This window comes from Limisphaera sp. VF-2, assembly GCF_049537125.1.
GTDB lineage: Bacteria > Verrucomicrobiota > Verrucomicrobiia > Limisphaerales > Limisphaeraceae > Limisphaera.
On the sequence record NZ_JBMVQY010000007.1, the window covers coordinates 32,346 to 47,928 of the forward strand.

Below are 15,583 nucleotides of genomic sequence, written 5' to 3' on the forward strand. Positions count from 1 at the left end.
CTCAGGCACCGGAGGACATGGTGGCGTCCTGTATCCTTCGCAGCACCTCCATCGGTGCACATCGAATCTGCTCGCGCCTCTGCAGATCCTTCACCATCGCGACCTTGGTTCCGTCGGCTTCGCGCGTGAGGGAAACGGTGAAACGAGCGCCGGCATCGCGGGCGCGTTTGAACTGTTTGTCGGGCTTTTCCGGGCCAAGCGGAAGATCCACCGCCCAACCGGCGTCTCGGAGCTGCTGGGCCAGTTGCAATACTTCGCGGCGGAGCGAGGGCTCTTCCACCAGACAAAACACGTGCAAACGGAGCTGCGGAGCGGGTACCAGGCCCCGTGCCTTCAGCAGCTCTGTCAATACCACGTCGCCCATGCCGAATCCCAGGGCCGGGAGGTCCACGCGACCACCGCTGACCAGGTGAATCAAATGATCGTAGCGCCCGCCGCCCGCGATGGCACGGAACTCGCCCTTGCGGTCGAAGGCTTCGAACACCACGCCCGTGTAATACGCCAGGCCCCGGATGACCCGGTAATCGAGCTGCACGAAATCCTGGAGCCCCCGATCTCGCAATTCGTTCAGCACCACCTGCAGCTCCTGGGTAGGGCTGCACTGGTGGAGAAAGGCCTCCACCTGCTCCCAGGCAATGCCCAGTTCCCGGAGCCTTCGGCAGGTTTCTTCCCTTGGCGTCCGCTCCAGTTTGTCGATCACCTGATAGAAGGCGTATTCATGGGCAGGATCGGTTTCGGTCCGACCGAGTTGCTGCCGATAAAACGCCTGCCAGGCCTGTCGGCTGCTGATCCGCACGACCACGTCGGCCGGTCCGAGCCCGAAGGCCCGCAGGGTGTCCACCAGCAGCGCGATGATCTCGGCATCCGCCGCGGGGTCGGATTCGCCGACAATGTCGGCGTTGAATTGAAAGTGTTCGCGGAGCCGTCCTTTCTGCTGGCGTTCGTAGCGGAACAACTGCGGGATGGCGAACCATTTGAGGGGCTTCTTGTAGTGCCGCTCCTGACTGGCGACCATCCGGGCCAGGGTGGGCGTCATCTCGGGGCGCAGCGCCACCGCCCGATCGCCCTTGTCGACAAAATGGTACAATTGCTGGACGATTTCCTCGCCGCTTTTGAGGGTGTACAGCTCCAGCGGCTCCAACGGCGGTCCATCATACTCCACGAATCCGTACCGCTGCGCCACGCGGCGCCAGGTGGCCTGAATGTGCTGGCGCAACCCGGCGCTCCAGGCGAGCGCATCCCCGGACGGCACCGGATCCGGATAAAAATCTCGAAAGCCCGGTAAACGTTCCATACGGTGCGAGCAGCTTAAGCCGCACGCCGAGGGATCGAAACCGAAAAAGCGCCGGGGCACACGCCGCGGGGCCCTGTGTGAAGGATTCTGATGGGGTTGAGATGGCCGGCTCCTGACTGACGTGCAATTATTTCGCGCGGCATGCGCACCTCCGGACGGCCTCCTCGGAAGCAATTGGGAAGGCCGGGAAATGGCCCGCGAAGTGACCGGACGAAAAGCACGAATCCGGTTTTTGCGCCTCATGGCCCCGGCAACATCGGCCGAACGGCGCGCGGGAACCCGCGGAAAGCAAAAAGCAGGAGGCGGCCGGAGACCTCCAAGGCCCTTGACCAAGGGCCCCTCAGAGCTTTCGGAAGCAAGAAGAGTCCCTTCCGACTGCCTGGGGACGTGCACGGACCGGGCCGGTGTGAGGAGGGAAGGGACATGAAAGGCATGGACCCTCACGGGATCGGTTTGGCACATGGCAGAGGGCGGCCTTCGAGCTTGCAACGGGCTCACGTTTGAGCAACACCCCTGCGGCGCCGTCGAGGCAAGGGCTGAAGGCGTGGCGCCTCCTCCCACTGGACTGGTCGTACGCCGGGGGTTCCAGGAAGGGAGCCGACACCTTGGACACGCATGGACAGGCCTGTGGCGGCCAAAGGTTCGAGGCACAGGCCTGAATCAAAGTCTTGCACGAAACGAACCAGTTGGAGGTTGGGAACCCGGGTCGCAGGGACTCGTTGGGGAACGGTCCCCAGGGGCCTCGATCAGCATCAGGCCGCCGGTGCGGCGCGTGCCGGAGCTCAGAAAGACGCGGCGGCTCGAGCTTCAGGAGAACCGAGACCAACCGGCAAGGTTCTGGGCGGGCCGGATCTGCTGGAGCCGGCGGAGGTGCCAGGCGGCGCGCGTCAACTGCCCGTATTCCGCTTCCAACGCGGCGCGCTGGCGATTCAGGAGTTCCTGGTTGAACCGCTCGCGCTCGATGAGCGCGATCAAGAGTTGTCGCAGTTCCGGGTCCGGGGGTTCGGCATTGTGAGGGCCTGGCGATGGGCCCGCGCCGTTGTTCCACTGGTCCCAGCGTTGCTGAAGTTGGCTGATCCGCTGTTGACAGGTCGCCAGGCGCGACCAGTCCTGCTGCTGGATGGCCTCGGTCTCCTGCTCGGCCAGCTCGAGCCAGGCGCGGGCCAGATCCGCAGGGCGTACCGGGAGGTCCATGCTGCGCCCTTCAGGCGTTGGAGACCGCCACCGCCCCGGGGCGGACGGATTCGGCCGCCACGAGGCCCCCCTGCTGCATCAGCATCGTGGCCCACGCATCGCGGAGGGTGTTGAGATGGCGCAGCACCTCCTCGATGCCGGTGCGTTCCTTGCGGAGGTTGCTCTCGAACAGGCGGCGTTCGAAGTAGTCATAGAGTCTGCGCAGGGTGGCCGCGCATTCGCCTCCCTTCTCCATGTTCAGCGAGTAGTTGAGTTCGCGGATGATTTCGATGGCTCGCTGGGTGCCGTTGTGAATGGTGGCGTTGGCGGTCGCGGGGTCGTCACTGCCGAAGCCCCGCAGGGCCTGCTCGAGGGCGCGGATGGCGCCATCGTAGAGCATCAGGACGAGCTGGCCGGGAGGCGCGGTTTGGGTGGCGATGCGCCGGTAGGATTCCCAGGGATTGCGAGGCGGCATGGTGAGTCGGAGCTGAACGGGTTTAGACGGGGGCGGCGGTTCAGGAGGTGCCCTTCATCTTGAGGGCCAGCAAGTGCGACAAACGCTCCAGCACCTCGTCCGGTGGATACTTGACGTCCGCGGCATAGACGCGGGCGCGTTCCACTTTTTCGGGACGGACCTCTGGCGTTTCGGCCAGGGCACGTTCGACCGATTGGGACCGTTCAAAGCTGGGCGCCGCCGGGCCGACGGGCTGGGCCGCCGCGCGTCGGGTCACGCTCTGGCTCACTCCTGGCTCGCTGTAGCGGCCTGGATTGAACTCTATTTCCATACGTGCAAGCGCCTTCGTTGTGGCAGGCTCACTGCGCTCGGTTTCGTTTCGCCAATCCGTCTCATGTATCGGAACGGTCGCCAAAAACTTTAGCGGCGCGTATCGCGGGCGGGCAAGGTGGCCAGAAGACTGGCGCTCGTCATTCGCGCCAGCTCCCGCGGAGCCTGGAGCGTGCGCCAGCCATCGGGTCGGCGCTGCCACCAGGGTTGACCGATGCCTTCCCATTGAGAGGCGGCCCGGACAAGACGGGGGTCGGTGGCGTCGAAGAGCTGGTCGGCCGCCCACCAGGTCGTGGAGCTGCGAGTGTCCACCAGCCGCAACCGCCAGCCCAGAAGGGCCGGCCGGTACGGCCGAAAGGCTGTGACCTCGGCAAACAGCACGGCGTCAGCGGCCGTTTCGGCCCGGAGCCTGGCCAGGAAGTCGGGTGGCAGTGGCTCATCCGCAGCCCACACGCCGCGGCCGGTGAGGCGACGCAGGGTGTCGGGCGGGACGGGGATGATTTCCGCGAATCCACTGCGAATGCACTCTGCGTGGAGGGCCTGTTCGAGCTGAATGCGGCTTTCCGGTTCGATGGACACCCGTCCGGCAAAGAGCGGCAGGAGGGCGACACGCTGAAGATCCCACGGCAGACCCGGGGCGGCCTTGTAGACGTTCAAGGAGGGGCCGGTTTGGCGCAGGCCCCCGCCCGGTGCCGCCGGCGCCAGCGCGGCCAGACAAACCATGGCGCTGACACAAAGCGCCCATCTCGGGAAGCCGGCTCCGGGCCCGGGCCGGACTTGGGAGGACTGGAGGGCGCGCGCGGACATGAGTGTTCAGGTGGTTTGCGCGAATGTGCGCAAGAGGTACTGGAGTTGCTGGTTGATGCGTGCCTGGGCCGTTTCCATGGCGGTAAAGCTTTCGATCATCCGCTGGCGGGTGGCCTGCACGATTCGCTCCATGTCGGCGATTTGCTGGTCGATGGCGGTGGACTGGCGGTTCAGGCCGGTCTGTTTTTGGATAAGAGTGCCGTCGTCGCCGATCAGACGATCCAGGTATGCATTGAGCCGGGTCGCCACCCCGACGCTCTCGTCCGCAAAAAGGGCGCGGACGGCCCCAAGGTTGTTCTGCAGAAGCTGGTCCAGAGCCGATTCGTCCGAGAGTTTCAACTGATTGTCGTTGCCGCTCGAGCTGATGCCCAGGTCGGCCAGGTGGTCCGCGATCGACGACAGGCCGGAAACCGGGGAAAAGGCCAGGTTGCGCAGACGCGAGGCGATCTCGTTGGCATCGCTTTCGCCGGCCAGGACACCGGCGGTCACGACCCCTTTCGCGTCTGTGGTGCTGCTGGTGTAATTGTCGAGCAGCGACTGCACCCGGTTGTATGCCTCCAGGAACTGTTTGATGGCGGACTTGATGGCCTCGGTGTCGGTTGTGACGGTGACCGTGGTCGTACCGGTTTGGAGGGCGTTCAGGGTGAGCCCGGAGAGGCCGGAACTGGCTTCGGTGATGGTGTTGGACGTGCTGACCAGCGGGTCACCTCCATTGACGCGATACAACAGGTTTTGTCCGCGCTGCAGGTTGCCCGAGCTGAGACCGGCGGCGGCCAGAAAACTGCCGGTGACGTCTTCGAGGGCGATGCCGAGGTCGCCCGTGGTTTTGTTGGTCAATACGATCCGGTCATTGAGGGCATCGTAGGATGCATACACGCCGGCGGCCGAGTTGTTGATGCGTTCGAGGACCGTGGCCAGGGTGTCTGCAGTGGCGCTGTAGGTGATGGAGACGCCATTGATTTTGAATTCGCCGGTGCCGCTTCCCCCGTCGGTGACCGGGGTGGCAAAGTTGGCGCTGGCAAGGGTCGCATTGAGGCGCAGGGCGCCCAGGGCTCCGGCGCTGATGACGGTGCCGGTCCCGTTGTTGTAAAGGCGCGCGACCTGGAGGAAGTTGCTGGTGTCATTGGCGCTCCCGAGCACGATTTCCGAGGCGCTTGAAAGCTGGATGCGATCGGTCGTCGGGTCGTAACTGGCGGTCACCGCACCGCCGGTGGCCGCGGAGATTTTGTCGAAGACAGCCTGCAGGGTATCGCTCGTTTCGATGGCGATCTGGTGGCCGTTGATGGTGATGGTGCCCGCGGTTACCGCCGTGGCAAAAGGGGCGTTGGCCAGCACGAGTCCGGAAACATCGGCGGTGGCGCTGAGGGGCGCGCCTGCGTTGGCGGTGCCTTGAAGACGAGAGGCGGTGGCCAGTTGGAGAATTTCGACCGAATAGCTTCCGGGAGCGGCGCCGGCACCGGCCCGGGCGGTCAGGACGGTGGAGTCGGCAACCTGCGCGGTTCGGGACGCGTAGAGGCCGGCGTCGAGCAGGGTTTTGAGGCGGTTTTGCAGCACCTCCAGTTCGGTTTGGAGGCTGCGGTAGGCGTTGGCGCGTTCGAGGATGCGGTTCTGTTCGGACCGGAGGGCCTTCTGGGGTGCGCGCTCCACCTCCATCAACTGATCGATGAAGGTGCGCCAGTCGAAGCCGCTGGCCAGTCCTGACAATCCCAGTTCCATATACCTGCAGGCGGTTGCCTTGTCGTCGTCTGTTGCTCCGCCCTACTGCTGCCGTCCGGCAAGCGCGCCGCGCGGGGCTTGCGAGCCCCGCGCGGCCCGCAGGGTGAGCGAGCCCGGGCCGGGCTCGCTCACCGGGTCCACTCCGGCTCCCGCTGGAATCAGGCCAGCAGACGAAGCGCGGTCTGCGGATTGGCGTTTGCCTGGGCCAACATCGCCGTGCCTGCCTGGACGAGGATGTTGTACCGGGCAAAGCGTGTGCTTTCTTCGGCCACGTCAACGTCCTTGATGCGACTGTTGGCCGCCGTGAGGTTGTCGCGCAGCACGCCGAGCTGCTCGCTGTACTTGGTCAGCCGCGCAATGTTCGAACCGATCGTGGCGCGGTCGGTCGCGAGTTGTTCGATCGCCGCCTTCACTCGCGTCAATGCGGTGACGGCGGCGGTGGTGGTCGCGACGCTGGCGCCGGTCGCGTTGGTGTAGACCGCGGCACCGAGATTCACACCCGCCATGTTGAAGGTGTTGCCATCACTGTCCGTGGTGACCGCCAGGGCCGTTCCACTAAACAGGCTGACACCGTTGAAGTCCTTGGTGGCCAGATCGTTGATGTAGGAGCCCAAGGCCGCGAACTCTTTCTGGTAGAGCGCGCGGTCGGTGTCCGTCTTGGTGACGTCCTGCGCGAGGATGGCCAGCTCGCTCATGCGGTCGAGGGCCTTCGAGACCTTCTGCAGGAACCCGTCCTGCGTCTGGCTGAACGAGATGGCGTTGGCCACGTTGGTGGCGGCAGCGTTGATGCGGTTGATCTGCGCGTCGAAACGCATGGACACGGCCAATCCGGCCACGTCGTCTTCCGGCGACACGATCTTGGAGCCGGAGGAGAGACGGGCGAGGGACTTGCTGAGCAATGCGCTCGACTCGGCGAGCAACCGGGCACTGCTTTGCGCGGATACGTTTGTGTTGATGACCATACTGCTGACTCCTTCCCTGAGTCACCCCTTTGCGGGGATTTGGTTGCGCGGCATCCCTGCCGCGGGGCGAGCCTTTTCGGGGCGCCCGCCCGTTCGTTCCCTGCTGGCTGTCAGGGGCCGCCAGCCGCCCGTTGGTTCTCACAGCCCGGATATCGGCAGTTCGGCCGAACACTTGAGCTGTGAAATCGTCGCCGGGGCAGGAAGGGCGGACCGGCCGGGCCGGTCCGCCCCTGTCGGTTTACTCCTTCCCCCGGGACGGCATCGCGGTCTGAGCGGTCTGCACCGCGGCGTGGGGCGTTCGGGCCCCGGGCACGTGGTCGCCGAACGTGCTCCGGGTCGAGGACCGCCTCCGGGCTGCGGGGCCGACCGTGCGATGCGTCAAATTCGGGTTCATAATCCTGGATGGGTGCTTGCGTTGCGTGGTGATCTGCGGCGGGACCGACCGGTGCCGACCCGGTCGGCCCGCGGCGCAGCCCGTTTACGACAGCAACCGCAGTACCATCTGCGGCACGGCATTCGCCTGCGCCAGCATGGCGGTGCCGGCCTGGACCAGGATGTTGTAGCGCGCGAACTGCGTGCTTTCCTCGGCCACATCCACGTCCTTGATGCGGCTGTTGGCCGAGGTGAGGTTGTCTTTGAGCACGCCCAGCTGGTCGCTGGTGTACATCAACCGGGCCACGTTGGCGCCGACGGTGGCACGATCCGTGGACAGCTGCACAATGGCGGCCTTGACGTTGGTCAGGGCTGCCGCTGCCGTGGTGGTGGTACTGACGTCACTGCTGTTCAGCACGGTGGTGTAGGCTGCGGCGCCCAGGTTGACGCCACTCATGTTGAACGTGTTGCCATCGCTGTCGATGGTCACGCTCAGGGTTGCTCCGTCAAAGAGGCTGACCCCGTTGTAGTCCTTGGTGGCGACGTCCTTGATATAGTCCACCAGGGTTTGGAATTCCAGGTCGTAGAGGGCGCGGTCTGCGTCCGTCTTGGTGACGTCCTGGGCGAGGATGGCCAGCTCGCTCATGCGATCCAGGGCCTTGGCCACCTTCTTGAGGAAGCCGTCCTGCGTCTGGCTGAACGAGATGGCGTTGGCGATGTTTCCCTTGGCGGCGTTGATGCGGCTGATTTGCGCATCGAACCGCAGCGCGACCGCCTGGCCGGCGACGTCATCCTCCGGCGAGACGATCTTGGAGCCGGAAGACAAGCGCATGAGGGATTTGTTGAGGAGTGCGGAGGATTCCATGAGCAGCCGGGCGCTGCTCTGGGCCGACATGTTCGTGTTGATGACCATAACTCAGTCCGTGAGTCGCCCCGGGGGCGGGGCCTTGTATTTGTCGCGGCGTCCGTGCCGCGGGCGCATCGGTCTTGGGGCGACGCGCCCTCTGCCCCACCGGCTGTTGCAGGCCGCCGGTCGCCTGATTTCCGACGCCCCATACATCGGCAGGACCTTTGCGGGCTTAAATGGTTTTTGGACCCACTGATGCCGTGTTGCGTCAACCAAGGTCCTCCATGGCGCGACCGGGCACGCGGGGCCGGCGATCCCGCACGTCCGCGGCGAGGGGCATGGTCCCCGCGGGGGCAAAATGCCCCAGAGTGCCACGCGTCTCGCAGACCCGGCGGGTTGGAAGGCAACCGAGGGGCCCTGCAGCACCCCGTTCGAACGGGTCAAACGCGCGCAGCCGCGGCAGAGGCCGCCAGATCGGTTGCGCTGCGCCGGATGCGGCGATCAGGGATTGAAAGCCGGTCCGGCCCCGAGGCAGGTGTTTGCTCAACTCCGAAGTCCTGAAGAGAAGCCGCGGCATTGACGCAAGGCGCTGTTCATTTCCAAAGTGGGGTGTGGCGCACATTCACGAGCGAATCGATTTCACCGTGGCGGTCTTTGTAGTGCGGGATCGCCGAGTGTTGCTGGTGCTGCATCGACAGTTGAATCGTTGGCTGCCCCTGGGCGGGCATATCGAACTGGACGAAGACCCGGAGCAGGCGGCGTTGCGAGAAGCGCGCGAAGAAAGCGGGTTGGAGGTGGAGCTCTGGGGGGAACGGCCACCGACGACCGGAAATGGGACACGCGCCCTGATCGCGCCCCGGTTCATGGACATTCATCGAATCACGGACACCCACGAACACATCGGGTTGATCTACTGGGCGCGGCCGCGCGGCGGCGAGGTGCGACTGGCTCCGGCAGAACATGAGCAAATCCGGTGGTGCACGGCGGAAGAGTTGGACGCCCTGGAGCCCCCGGTTTCGGAGGCCGTCAAATGGTATGCCCGCAAGGCCATCGAGGAGCTGTCCGGGCTCCCGGCTGATCACGGGTCGGGCGCCTGACCCGCCGCCGAAGGCCATCCCCGCCCTCGTGCCGAACATGTCCCTGGTGTCGCCCAAGACCCTCTATTTCGGCGTCGCAGGACTGAACTCGGTCGCGACCACGCTCTTCTTCTACTACTTCTACTTTTTCGCCCAGCAGCAGTTCGGTTTCGGCAACCGCCAGAATCTCTGGCTCGCTGCGCTCCAGGGTGCGACGTATGCGGTCGGGTCATGGATTGGGGGCCGTTGCGCCCAGCGGTGGGGTTATTCACGGGCCCTCCGGCGGGGGCTGATGGCCATGGCCCTGGCCCTGGCCGCGGGGACGGCGATGTCGGGCGTCGCGGCTCACGTAGCAGTGATGATCGCGGTCACTTTGGGTACGTGTTTCACCTGGCCCTCGTTGGAGGCGTTGGTCAGTCACGGTGAAGACCGCGCCGGCACGCAATGGCATGTGGGACTCTACAACCTGGTATGGGCAGGCACGGGTGCGCTGGCCTACTTTCTGGGTGGTGCTCTTCTGGATGCGTGGGGCATGGTCGCCCTGCATTGGGTTCCTCTGGGGATTGTGCTGGTGGAATGGCTGTTGGCGAAGCAAGCGCAGCAATTGGCTGTCCAAACAGCTCATCCCGCTCGAACGGTCCCACAGGACCCGGCGATGACACCGGGGGATCGGGCGGATCAACGCCGCTTTTTGAGAATGGCCTGGATGGCCAATCCGTTTGCCTACATGGCCATTCAGACGCTGGTGGCGGTCATGCCGGGCATCGCCGCCCGGCTGGGGCTTTCCACGACATGGGCGGGCATCTGCGGTTCGCTCTGGTGTTTTGCCCGGTTGGCGGCGTTTGCCTGGCTATGGCGATGGGAGGGCTGGCATTACCGGTTCGGTTGGCTGGCGGGTTCCTTCACGGCGTTACTGGTTTCTTTTGCCGTTCTGCTGACGGTGCCTCACCTGGTCGCGATGCTGGTGGCTCAGATTGTTTTCGGTTTGGCGCTGGGGCTCATCTACTCCAGCTCGCTCTTTTATTCGATGGACGCCGGAGAGACCAAGGGCGAGCACGGGGGCATTCACGAAGCGGCCATCGGCCTGGGCAACATGAGCGGTCCGCTGGTGGGCGCGGTGGCGCTGCAATGGTGGCCCGCTCGTCCGGACAGCGGCGCCGTGGCAGTGTGCGCGTTGCTTGCGGTGGGGTGGCTGGCCCTGCTGCGCGCCGGCTGGCGGCGGAACTGCCCCCTTCCCGGGACAGAGCCGCCTCGCTCAACCTCCGATCAACCCTCCGGACCAACTGCGTGAGGTTTGCAGGTTAGCAACGACCTGGGCGCTTCGGGTCGGCATCACCGCCTCCGGGCGGCGGCGCCACGCTTCCCCGTGCCTCGAAGGAGGTGCCTCGATGCTGTCGGCTAGGCCCCCTCCTCTTCGGCTCCATTGCCCTCGCACGGTGGTGTTTCGAGGCTTTCCGCGGCGCGCGCCAGTTCCTGAATCACGCGGGCCAGATCGCGCAGGCCGGGCGCCGGGATGATGATGGCGTCGCGGCGTCCGCCGACATCCTCGGTGATGCGCAGGAAGCGGCCACGAGGATTCTCTTTCAACGACAGAATGAACGTCTTCCGTTCCACTTGAAGCCGTTCGGTGCGCAAGGTCACATCGGAAGAGGCCACCGGCCGGTTCAAGCCATCGTACGGCGGGCGCGGTCGGAACGAAGCGTGCCTGTCATTCGAGATCATACCCACTTCCCAAAGAAACCCTACAGTTCACCATTAGACGGAGCCAACTTGAACCGGGGGAGCGGGACTGTCAACTCCGCAGTTTGAACGAGGGAAGGAACCGTGGGGCGTCGGCGGGACGGGCGACGCGGTTGAGGTAGAGCAACAACCCCGCGATCACCAGCAGGTTGGCGGCCTGGGCCGTGCCGTGCCACCAGCGAAGGCGATGAGCGGCCACTTCGCGCACGGCGGCGGGCAAATTTACGGCGTGCTTGATGCGGTGCAGCCGATGAATCTCCGGCTGCCACCAGAAGGCGCCCATCAGCACTAGGGCGGTCAGAACGGCGACGCAGTACGTTTCCACGCGCCGCAGCGGGCGGCGCAACCACGCCCATTCGGCCAGCAAATGAGCCACCGCCAGGCTTGCGCACACGATCTGGAGCCGAAACAGCCGAGACACAAGCAGGCCGGCGATCGCACCGCTGAAATAGGGAAAATTGCGATCCCCCAACAGGGACCGCATTTCCTCGGAAAACACCGCCGGCCCCACCGCCACAGTAAAAAACACGCCGGCCCCCAACCACACGGCGGCATTGACGAGCCCCAGGAAGCGAAGCAGACCGCTCACGTGGCCACCCTAGAAAGGGAAGCGGGTCTTGCCAAGCATGGAGTGGTTTCTGAAGGCCGGCCGCAGCCCATACGCATTCGACGACGCGGACGGGCAGGTCGCGAGGTCAAGTGGGACAACTCATGTTCCTTTCAAAGACCCGATCAAGAGCCCCCGTGGCCACATCGTGCAGGGGCCGAGCAGGGAAGTGCCCGAGCTCCGCTTCCTTGCCCGACCTGCGGACCGTGGAGAGCGCGAAAGTGGCTGCTTGCGGTTCGCCAGCTGTGGATGATTGCCAAGGGGGCGGCGCCGGTTCCGCCCGTTACGGCATTCTGGGTGCGCCCCTCGAGAAGCCGCGCTCGGCCCAAACCCATGCTTCCCTTCTCCTTTCCGCAGGTGGATCGACGTCTCGGCAAGCGAAAGTCTGGGAGCCGAGGCATGGAGAGCGCGTCCGGCACTGCAGCCCGGCGGCCCAACAGCAATGCGGACGTTCAGTCACCCGCGGATGACCGGCGGCCTTTGTTCGGACGTCTTGAGCGGCACTCTCACCGAGCTCTGGCCGGATTGCCCCCCGAGTTCTTCCGGCCACCGAAAACGATTACAGGGCCCGGGCGGCTGGGACCGACCGGCTCCTCGAAGGTCTCCCCCGGCCGATCGGTCGCCGCAGGAGGAGGCGTGGAAGATCGGTCCCGGAGAGTCCAGGGCTTCGATCCCGGATTATCCCAACGATTCCCGGGGCGCGAGCCGGTATTGCCGTGCTTCTTGGCGCGGTGACACGCAGGAGAGTTGCCAACGCACCAGCGGGGTTGCTTAATGAGATCCGCAATGGCCAGCGTGGGTGAACAATTGCGGGCGCGTCGGGAAGCCATGGGCCTGAGCCTGCAGGATCTGGCGACCATCACCAAGATTCGTGCGGATCATCTGCGGGCATTGGAAGAGGGCCGGTATGCGGTCTTCAGCGCCCCGGTGTACATCAAGGGATCGGTACGAAGCTGCGCGCAGGCTCTCAAACTCGATCCTGCTCCCCTGCTCCGCCAACTTGACCAGGAATTGTCTCAAGACGCGAAGCTGGGACATCCTCCGGCCTTGTCTCCGGCGGAGCCGGGTTTTTGGGACCGGCTTTTATTCCATCTGGTGCGGCTGAGCTGGCGTCAAACTGCCATCATGGCGTTGTTGGTGGTGCTGGCCGCGGTGTGGTTGGGGCGGTATCTACTGTGGGAACGGCGCCCGGCCGGGGCCGGTCCACAAAGCGTTCAGCCGACGCTGTACGAGGAACCGGTCCCGCCCCATCTGGAAACGCTCAGCCTGCCTGCCCCGCAGCCCGCCCGACCGGCCGGCTGACTTGGAGAGTATTCGCGCCGCAGCGGCCGCTCTGCGGCTGCCCGTGTGAGCCGGCATCGGGCGTGGATCGGCGAGGTCGGCGACCTCTTCGAGCGAGGTTCCTTCAGCCCGGTCGCCTCATGCGGGCGGGTTGGGCGGGAACGAGGCCCATGCCGAGAGTCTGGATTGTGCCTGGGGAGAGAGACCGGTGAACACCATGGAGACGTGGTAGCCGGTGTGCCGGTTGCCGGTGCAACTCACGACCACTCCTGTGCAGGTCATGCGTCCCTTGTCCACCGGGGAACGGACGGTCAAAGTCATTTCCGTCCAGCAAGGCAGGGCCGTGGGGCTCAGGAACTCGATGCCATTGCGCCGGAACACCACGGCATCCCGAGGCAACGTCAGCTGCGTCTCCCGTGATTCCACCGTAACCTGTGAACCACCGTTGGTACGCTCCGCTTTACGCGCACTCATACAGCACCCACAACCTACCACAGCCGCGGCTGCGGTCAAAGCCTGAGTTTGACCCATGCAAGTTGCGCCGGTTTTGGCCGGCCGTCAGTTGAGGAGGATCAAGGTGCGTTGGGCTTGAGAAGGACGTGCGGCCACAGTTCCAAGCGTCCGACCCGCTGTGGAGCCGGGCCGGGAGTTGTTCGAGCTGCGAGAGCCCGTTGGTGCGGATCGGGTTCCCACCGCGCCCGCGGTGTTCGAAGCCGTGCCGGATCTCCACCTCGATGGATTTCTCGACTGCACCCGAAGAACTCTTGATGGCGGGGGTTCGGCGTGCTCGGCCCGTGTGCAGGCGGGCCGGGGGTTGACCCGGGCCTCCAAGCCGGGGCGATTGCGCCGCAGGTGGCCCCACAGCGCCTGAAACTCCAGGGGCCGCCCTATGGAGGTAGGAGGCTGGTGCGCAGCGTCACCAAGGCGGCCTGACGGCCGGCATCCTGGTTGGGACAACCTCCATGTTCAGGCCAACCACGGGGCAGTGCCCCGTGGCAATCCACCTCAATCTCAAAAGTCCCGATGTGAGCCACAAAGGTGTGGAGAAGGGCTGGTTGCTTTACAGTGCACCAGCAGCTCGGTCGATCTGTCAGTGTCATTCTCGGACCAAGATCCCGTGCAGGAAATGGCGCCATCGAGCGTTTGTGCTCCAAGCCAGGAACTCTCGCGGAGTCCAAGCCGTTCCGGCCTGCGCCACCTTGAAGCTATTTCGGGGCCCAGAGTCTTCCCGAACTTCCCGCTGCAGGTTCGATGGCAGATCTTGCCCCGGAAAGTCGTCCTCGCTGGACTCCGAGAGATCCGCTCTGGAGACAGACCTCCAAGGCTCGACGGCCGGTTACTCCCGAATCCGGACGGTGGGCCGCGACTCTTACCTTCAAGAACTCGGAGCGGTGGTGGACGTGGGGCAGGCCTTTTCAATGGCCTCCCGCAGTGTGTTCAGCATGAAGGGCTTGCTCAACACCATCGCGACTCCGGGCAACGGGACCTTGTTGGCCGCCAACACCTCGGCATGGGCCGTGATCATGAGGATGGGCATTTGGGGGTGTCGGAGGAGGATCTGTTGGGCCAGTTCGTCCCCGCGCATCTCCGGCATGGCGTAGTCTGTGATCACGAGGTCAAAGGGCTCCCGCTCCAAACAAGCCAGTGCTTCCGGACCGCTGTGGGCCGTTTGCACCTGGTGCCCGTCAAAGGAAAGCATCATCGCTACGGCGTCGCACACCAAAGGCTCGTCGTCCACCACCAGGATCCGGCGCTTGGCGATGTTAGTCTTTTTCACATGGCGCTCGGCTGGGTTTTGATTTCATACTAATCGAAACGGGCTGTCGGGCAAGCCGGCGGCTTTGCGGCAGAACGCCAGGGGCAGCCCTCCCCCTTTCGATCCGGCGGCCTTTCGTCGTGCGCACTTCCGAAGCCCCGCCTCATCCCCTGACGCATTTTGAACCTCACTATTCAGTGGCTCGGGAGCCTCTAATGGCCAATCCGGCTCCCCGCCATCGTCTGTGTCATAGAACAGCCCGCGGGCGCACGGTTCGAGGCGCTTCGGGGAGGGACCGCTTCCGACCCCGGCGCCGTTCTGCTGCCGGAGGACAATGTCAACCCAGCCGCGCCAGGACAGCCTTGATGGCCTCGAAATTGGGCAGTTCCTTGGGCGAAGGAGTCTGTTCGCTGTACTGGATGATGCCCTGCTTGTCCACCACAAAGGCCGCCCGTGCGCTCACCGAGCCCAGCCCCAGCAAATCGTCCAGCAACACTCCGTAGGCCCTGGCCACCGTCTTGTTCAGGTCGCTGGCCAGGGTGATGCCGATCTTCTCCTTCTGCGCCCAAGCCTCCTGGGCAAATGGGCTGTCCACGCTGATGCCGATAACATCCGCATTCAACTCCCGATACGCGTTCAGGCCCGCGGTCACGTCACACATCTCCTTGGTGCAGACCCCCGTAAACGCCAACGGGAAGAACAGCAGGACGGTGTTCCGTTTGCCGAAGTTGTTGCTCAGGGTGACGTCCTGCAACCCGGACGGTGTCTTGGTTTTCAACGTAAAATCCGGTGCCTTGCTGCCAACAGGTAGTGCCATGGTACGTCGTGTGTTCGGTTCCGTCGTTTGTTCAGGTTGTTCGCGTTTTTGACGGGCCCAAAGTTGTTCAGCCCCAGCGTCGTGTCAACTCGAGTTCGCAAGAGATCAGTCAGCCCCATGCCAGCCACCGCTCCTTCCTGAAGCGGGGGGCTCCGTGAGCTCTCGAGCCGAGGAAGCGCGGCGATGACCGCAGCCCGGGCAGCCGGTCCCCTGTCAGGTGGAGTCCTCCGACCGCAAAGGCCTCAGCAGGCTGTCGGACCTGGCCGGCGTGATGGATGGGAGGTCGATCGAGCCCAGAACATCCAATCCACAGGCCGGGCGGGATTGAACCTCTTCGTGAGTTGAAAACCG

The 15,583-nt window shown here is 64.7% G+C and carries 16 protein-coding genes; 3 read left to right on the forward strand and 13 right to left on the reverse strand.

Going from position 1 to position 15,583, the window contains the following annotated elements; genetic code table 11:
- Window position 1: 1 nt before the first annotated feature.
- From hisS to ACPDIT_RS14865, 8 genes are all read right to left on the reverse strand, one after another.
- Window positions 2-1,294, reverse strand: coding sequence for a histidine--tRNA ligase (gene hisS, locus ACPDIT_RS14830; protein ID WP_423444805.1), 1,293 nt, complete (start codon window positions 1,292-1,294; stop codon window positions 2-4).
- Window positions 1,295-2,101: 807 nt separating this feature from the next.
- Entirely contained in the window at window positions 2,102-2,488 is a 387-nt protein-coding gene (locus ACPDIT_RS14835; protein ID WP_423444807.1) for a hypothetical protein, read from the reverse strand.
- A 10-nt stretch (window positions 2,489-2,498) separates the two neighbouring features.
- Window positions 2,499-2,942, reverse strand: a complete 444-nt coding sequence (gene fliS / locus ACPDIT_RS14840; protein ID WP_423444809.1) for a flagellar export chaperone FliS — start codon at window positions 2,940-2,942, stop codon at window positions 2,499-2,501.
- A 40-nt stretch (window positions 2,943-2,982) separates the two neighbouring features.
- A complete protein-coding gene (locus ACPDIT_RS14845) occupies window positions 2,983-3,252 on the reverse strand; it encodes a hypothetical protein (RefSeq protein ID WP_423444810.1) in 270 nt (89 codons plus the stop codon).
- Between the two features lie 89 nt (window positions 3,253-3,341).
- Window positions 3,342-3,974, reverse strand: a complete 633-nt coding sequence (locus ACPDIT_RS14850; protein WP_423444812.1) for a hypothetical protein — start codon at window positions 3,972-3,974, stop codon at window positions 3,342-3,344.
- A 90-nt stretch (window positions 3,975-4,064) separates the two neighbouring features.
- On the reverse strand, window positions 4,065-5,774 hold the full coding sequence (gene fliD, locus ACPDIT_RS14855) for a flagellar filament capping protein FliD (protein WP_423444814.1): 1,710 nt from the start codon (window positions 5,772-5,774) through the stop codon (window positions 4,065-4,067).
- Between the two features lie 158 nt (window positions 5,775-5,932).
- Window positions 5,933-6,736 (reverse strand): flagellin, encoded by an 804-nt coding sequence (locus ACPDIT_RS14860; RefSeq protein ID WP_423444816.1) that lies wholly within the window; start codon window positions 6,734-6,736, stop codon window positions 5,933-5,935.
- 478 nt (window positions 6,737-7,214) lie between these two features.
- Window positions 7,215-8,021, reverse strand: a complete 807-nt coding sequence (locus tag ACPDIT_RS14865) for a flagellin (protein ID WP_423444818.1) — start codon at window positions 8,019-8,021, stop codon at window positions 7,215-7,217.
- A 545-nt stretch (window positions 8,022-8,566) separates the two neighbouring features.
- Here ACPDIT_RS14865 and ACPDIT_RS14870 point away from each other — a divergent pair.
- Together ACPDIT_RS14870 and ACPDIT_RS14875 are read left to right on the forward strand one after the other, a co-directional pair.
- Window positions 8,567-9,052, forward strand: a complete 486-nt coding sequence (locus ACPDIT_RS14870; protein WP_423444820.1) for an NUDIX hydrolase — start codon at window positions 8,567-8,569, stop codon at window positions 9,050-9,052.
- A 37-nt stretch (window positions 9,053-9,089) separates the two neighbouring features.
- Complete coding sequence (locus ACPDIT_RS14875) at window positions 9,090-10,322, forward strand: MFS transporter (RefSeq protein WP_423444822.1); 1,233 nt, start codon at window positions 9,090-9,092, stop codon at window positions 10,320-10,322.
- Window positions 10,323-10,429: 107 nt separating this feature from the next.
- Here ACPDIT_RS14875 and ACPDIT_RS14880 read toward each other — a convergent pair whose 3' ends face one another.
- Together ACPDIT_RS14880 and ACPDIT_RS14885 are read right to left on the reverse strand one after the other, a co-directional pair.
- On the reverse strand, window positions 10,430-10,753 hold the full coding sequence (locus tag ACPDIT_RS14880) for an RNA-binding protein (protein WP_423444824.1): 324 nt from the start codon (window positions 10,751-10,753) through the stop codon (window positions 10,430-10,432).
- Window positions 10,754-10,823: 70 nt separating this feature from the next.
- Window positions 10,824-11,360 carry a DUF4149 domain-containing protein gene (locus ACPDIT_RS14885; RefSeq protein WP_423444826.1) on the reverse strand — a complete coding sequence of 179 codons (537 nt, stop codon included), beginning with the start codon at window positions 11,358-11,360 and terminating at the stop codon, window positions 10,824-10,826.
- Window positions 11,361-12,164: 804 nt separating this feature from the next.
- Here ACPDIT_RS14885 and ACPDIT_RS14890 point away from each other — a divergent pair.
- On the forward strand, window positions 12,165-12,680 hold the full coding sequence (locus ACPDIT_RS14890) for a helix-turn-helix domain-containing protein (protein WP_423444828.1): 516 nt from the start codon (window positions 12,165-12,167) through the stop codon (window positions 12,678-12,680).
- Window positions 12,681-12,797: 117 nt separating this feature from the next.
- On the opposite strand, the gene ACPDIT_RS14895 is transcribed toward ACPDIT_RS14890, so the two are convergent.
- From ACPDIT_RS14895 to ACPDIT_RS14905, 3 genes are all read right to left on the reverse strand, one after another.
- Window positions 12,798-13,133, reverse strand: a complete 336-nt coding sequence (locus ACPDIT_RS14895; RefSeq protein ID WP_423444830.1) for a PilZ domain-containing protein — start codon at window positions 13,131-13,133, stop codon at window positions 12,798-12,800.
- Window positions 13,134-14,034: 901 nt separating this feature from the next.
- Window positions 14,035-14,436: a response regulator gene (locus ACPDIT_RS14900; RefSeq protein WP_423444832.1), complete on the reverse strand. Its 402-nt coding sequence runs from the start codon at window positions 14,434-14,436 to the stop codon at window positions 14,035-14,037.
- A gap of 316 nt (window positions 14,437-14,752) precedes the next feature.
- Window positions 14,753-15,232, reverse strand: a complete 480-nt coding sequence (locus tag ACPDIT_RS14905; protein ID WP_423444834.1) for a redoxin domain-containing protein — start codon at window positions 15,230-15,232, stop codon at window positions 14,753-14,755.
- Window positions 15,233-15,583: the final 351 nt, after the last annotated feature.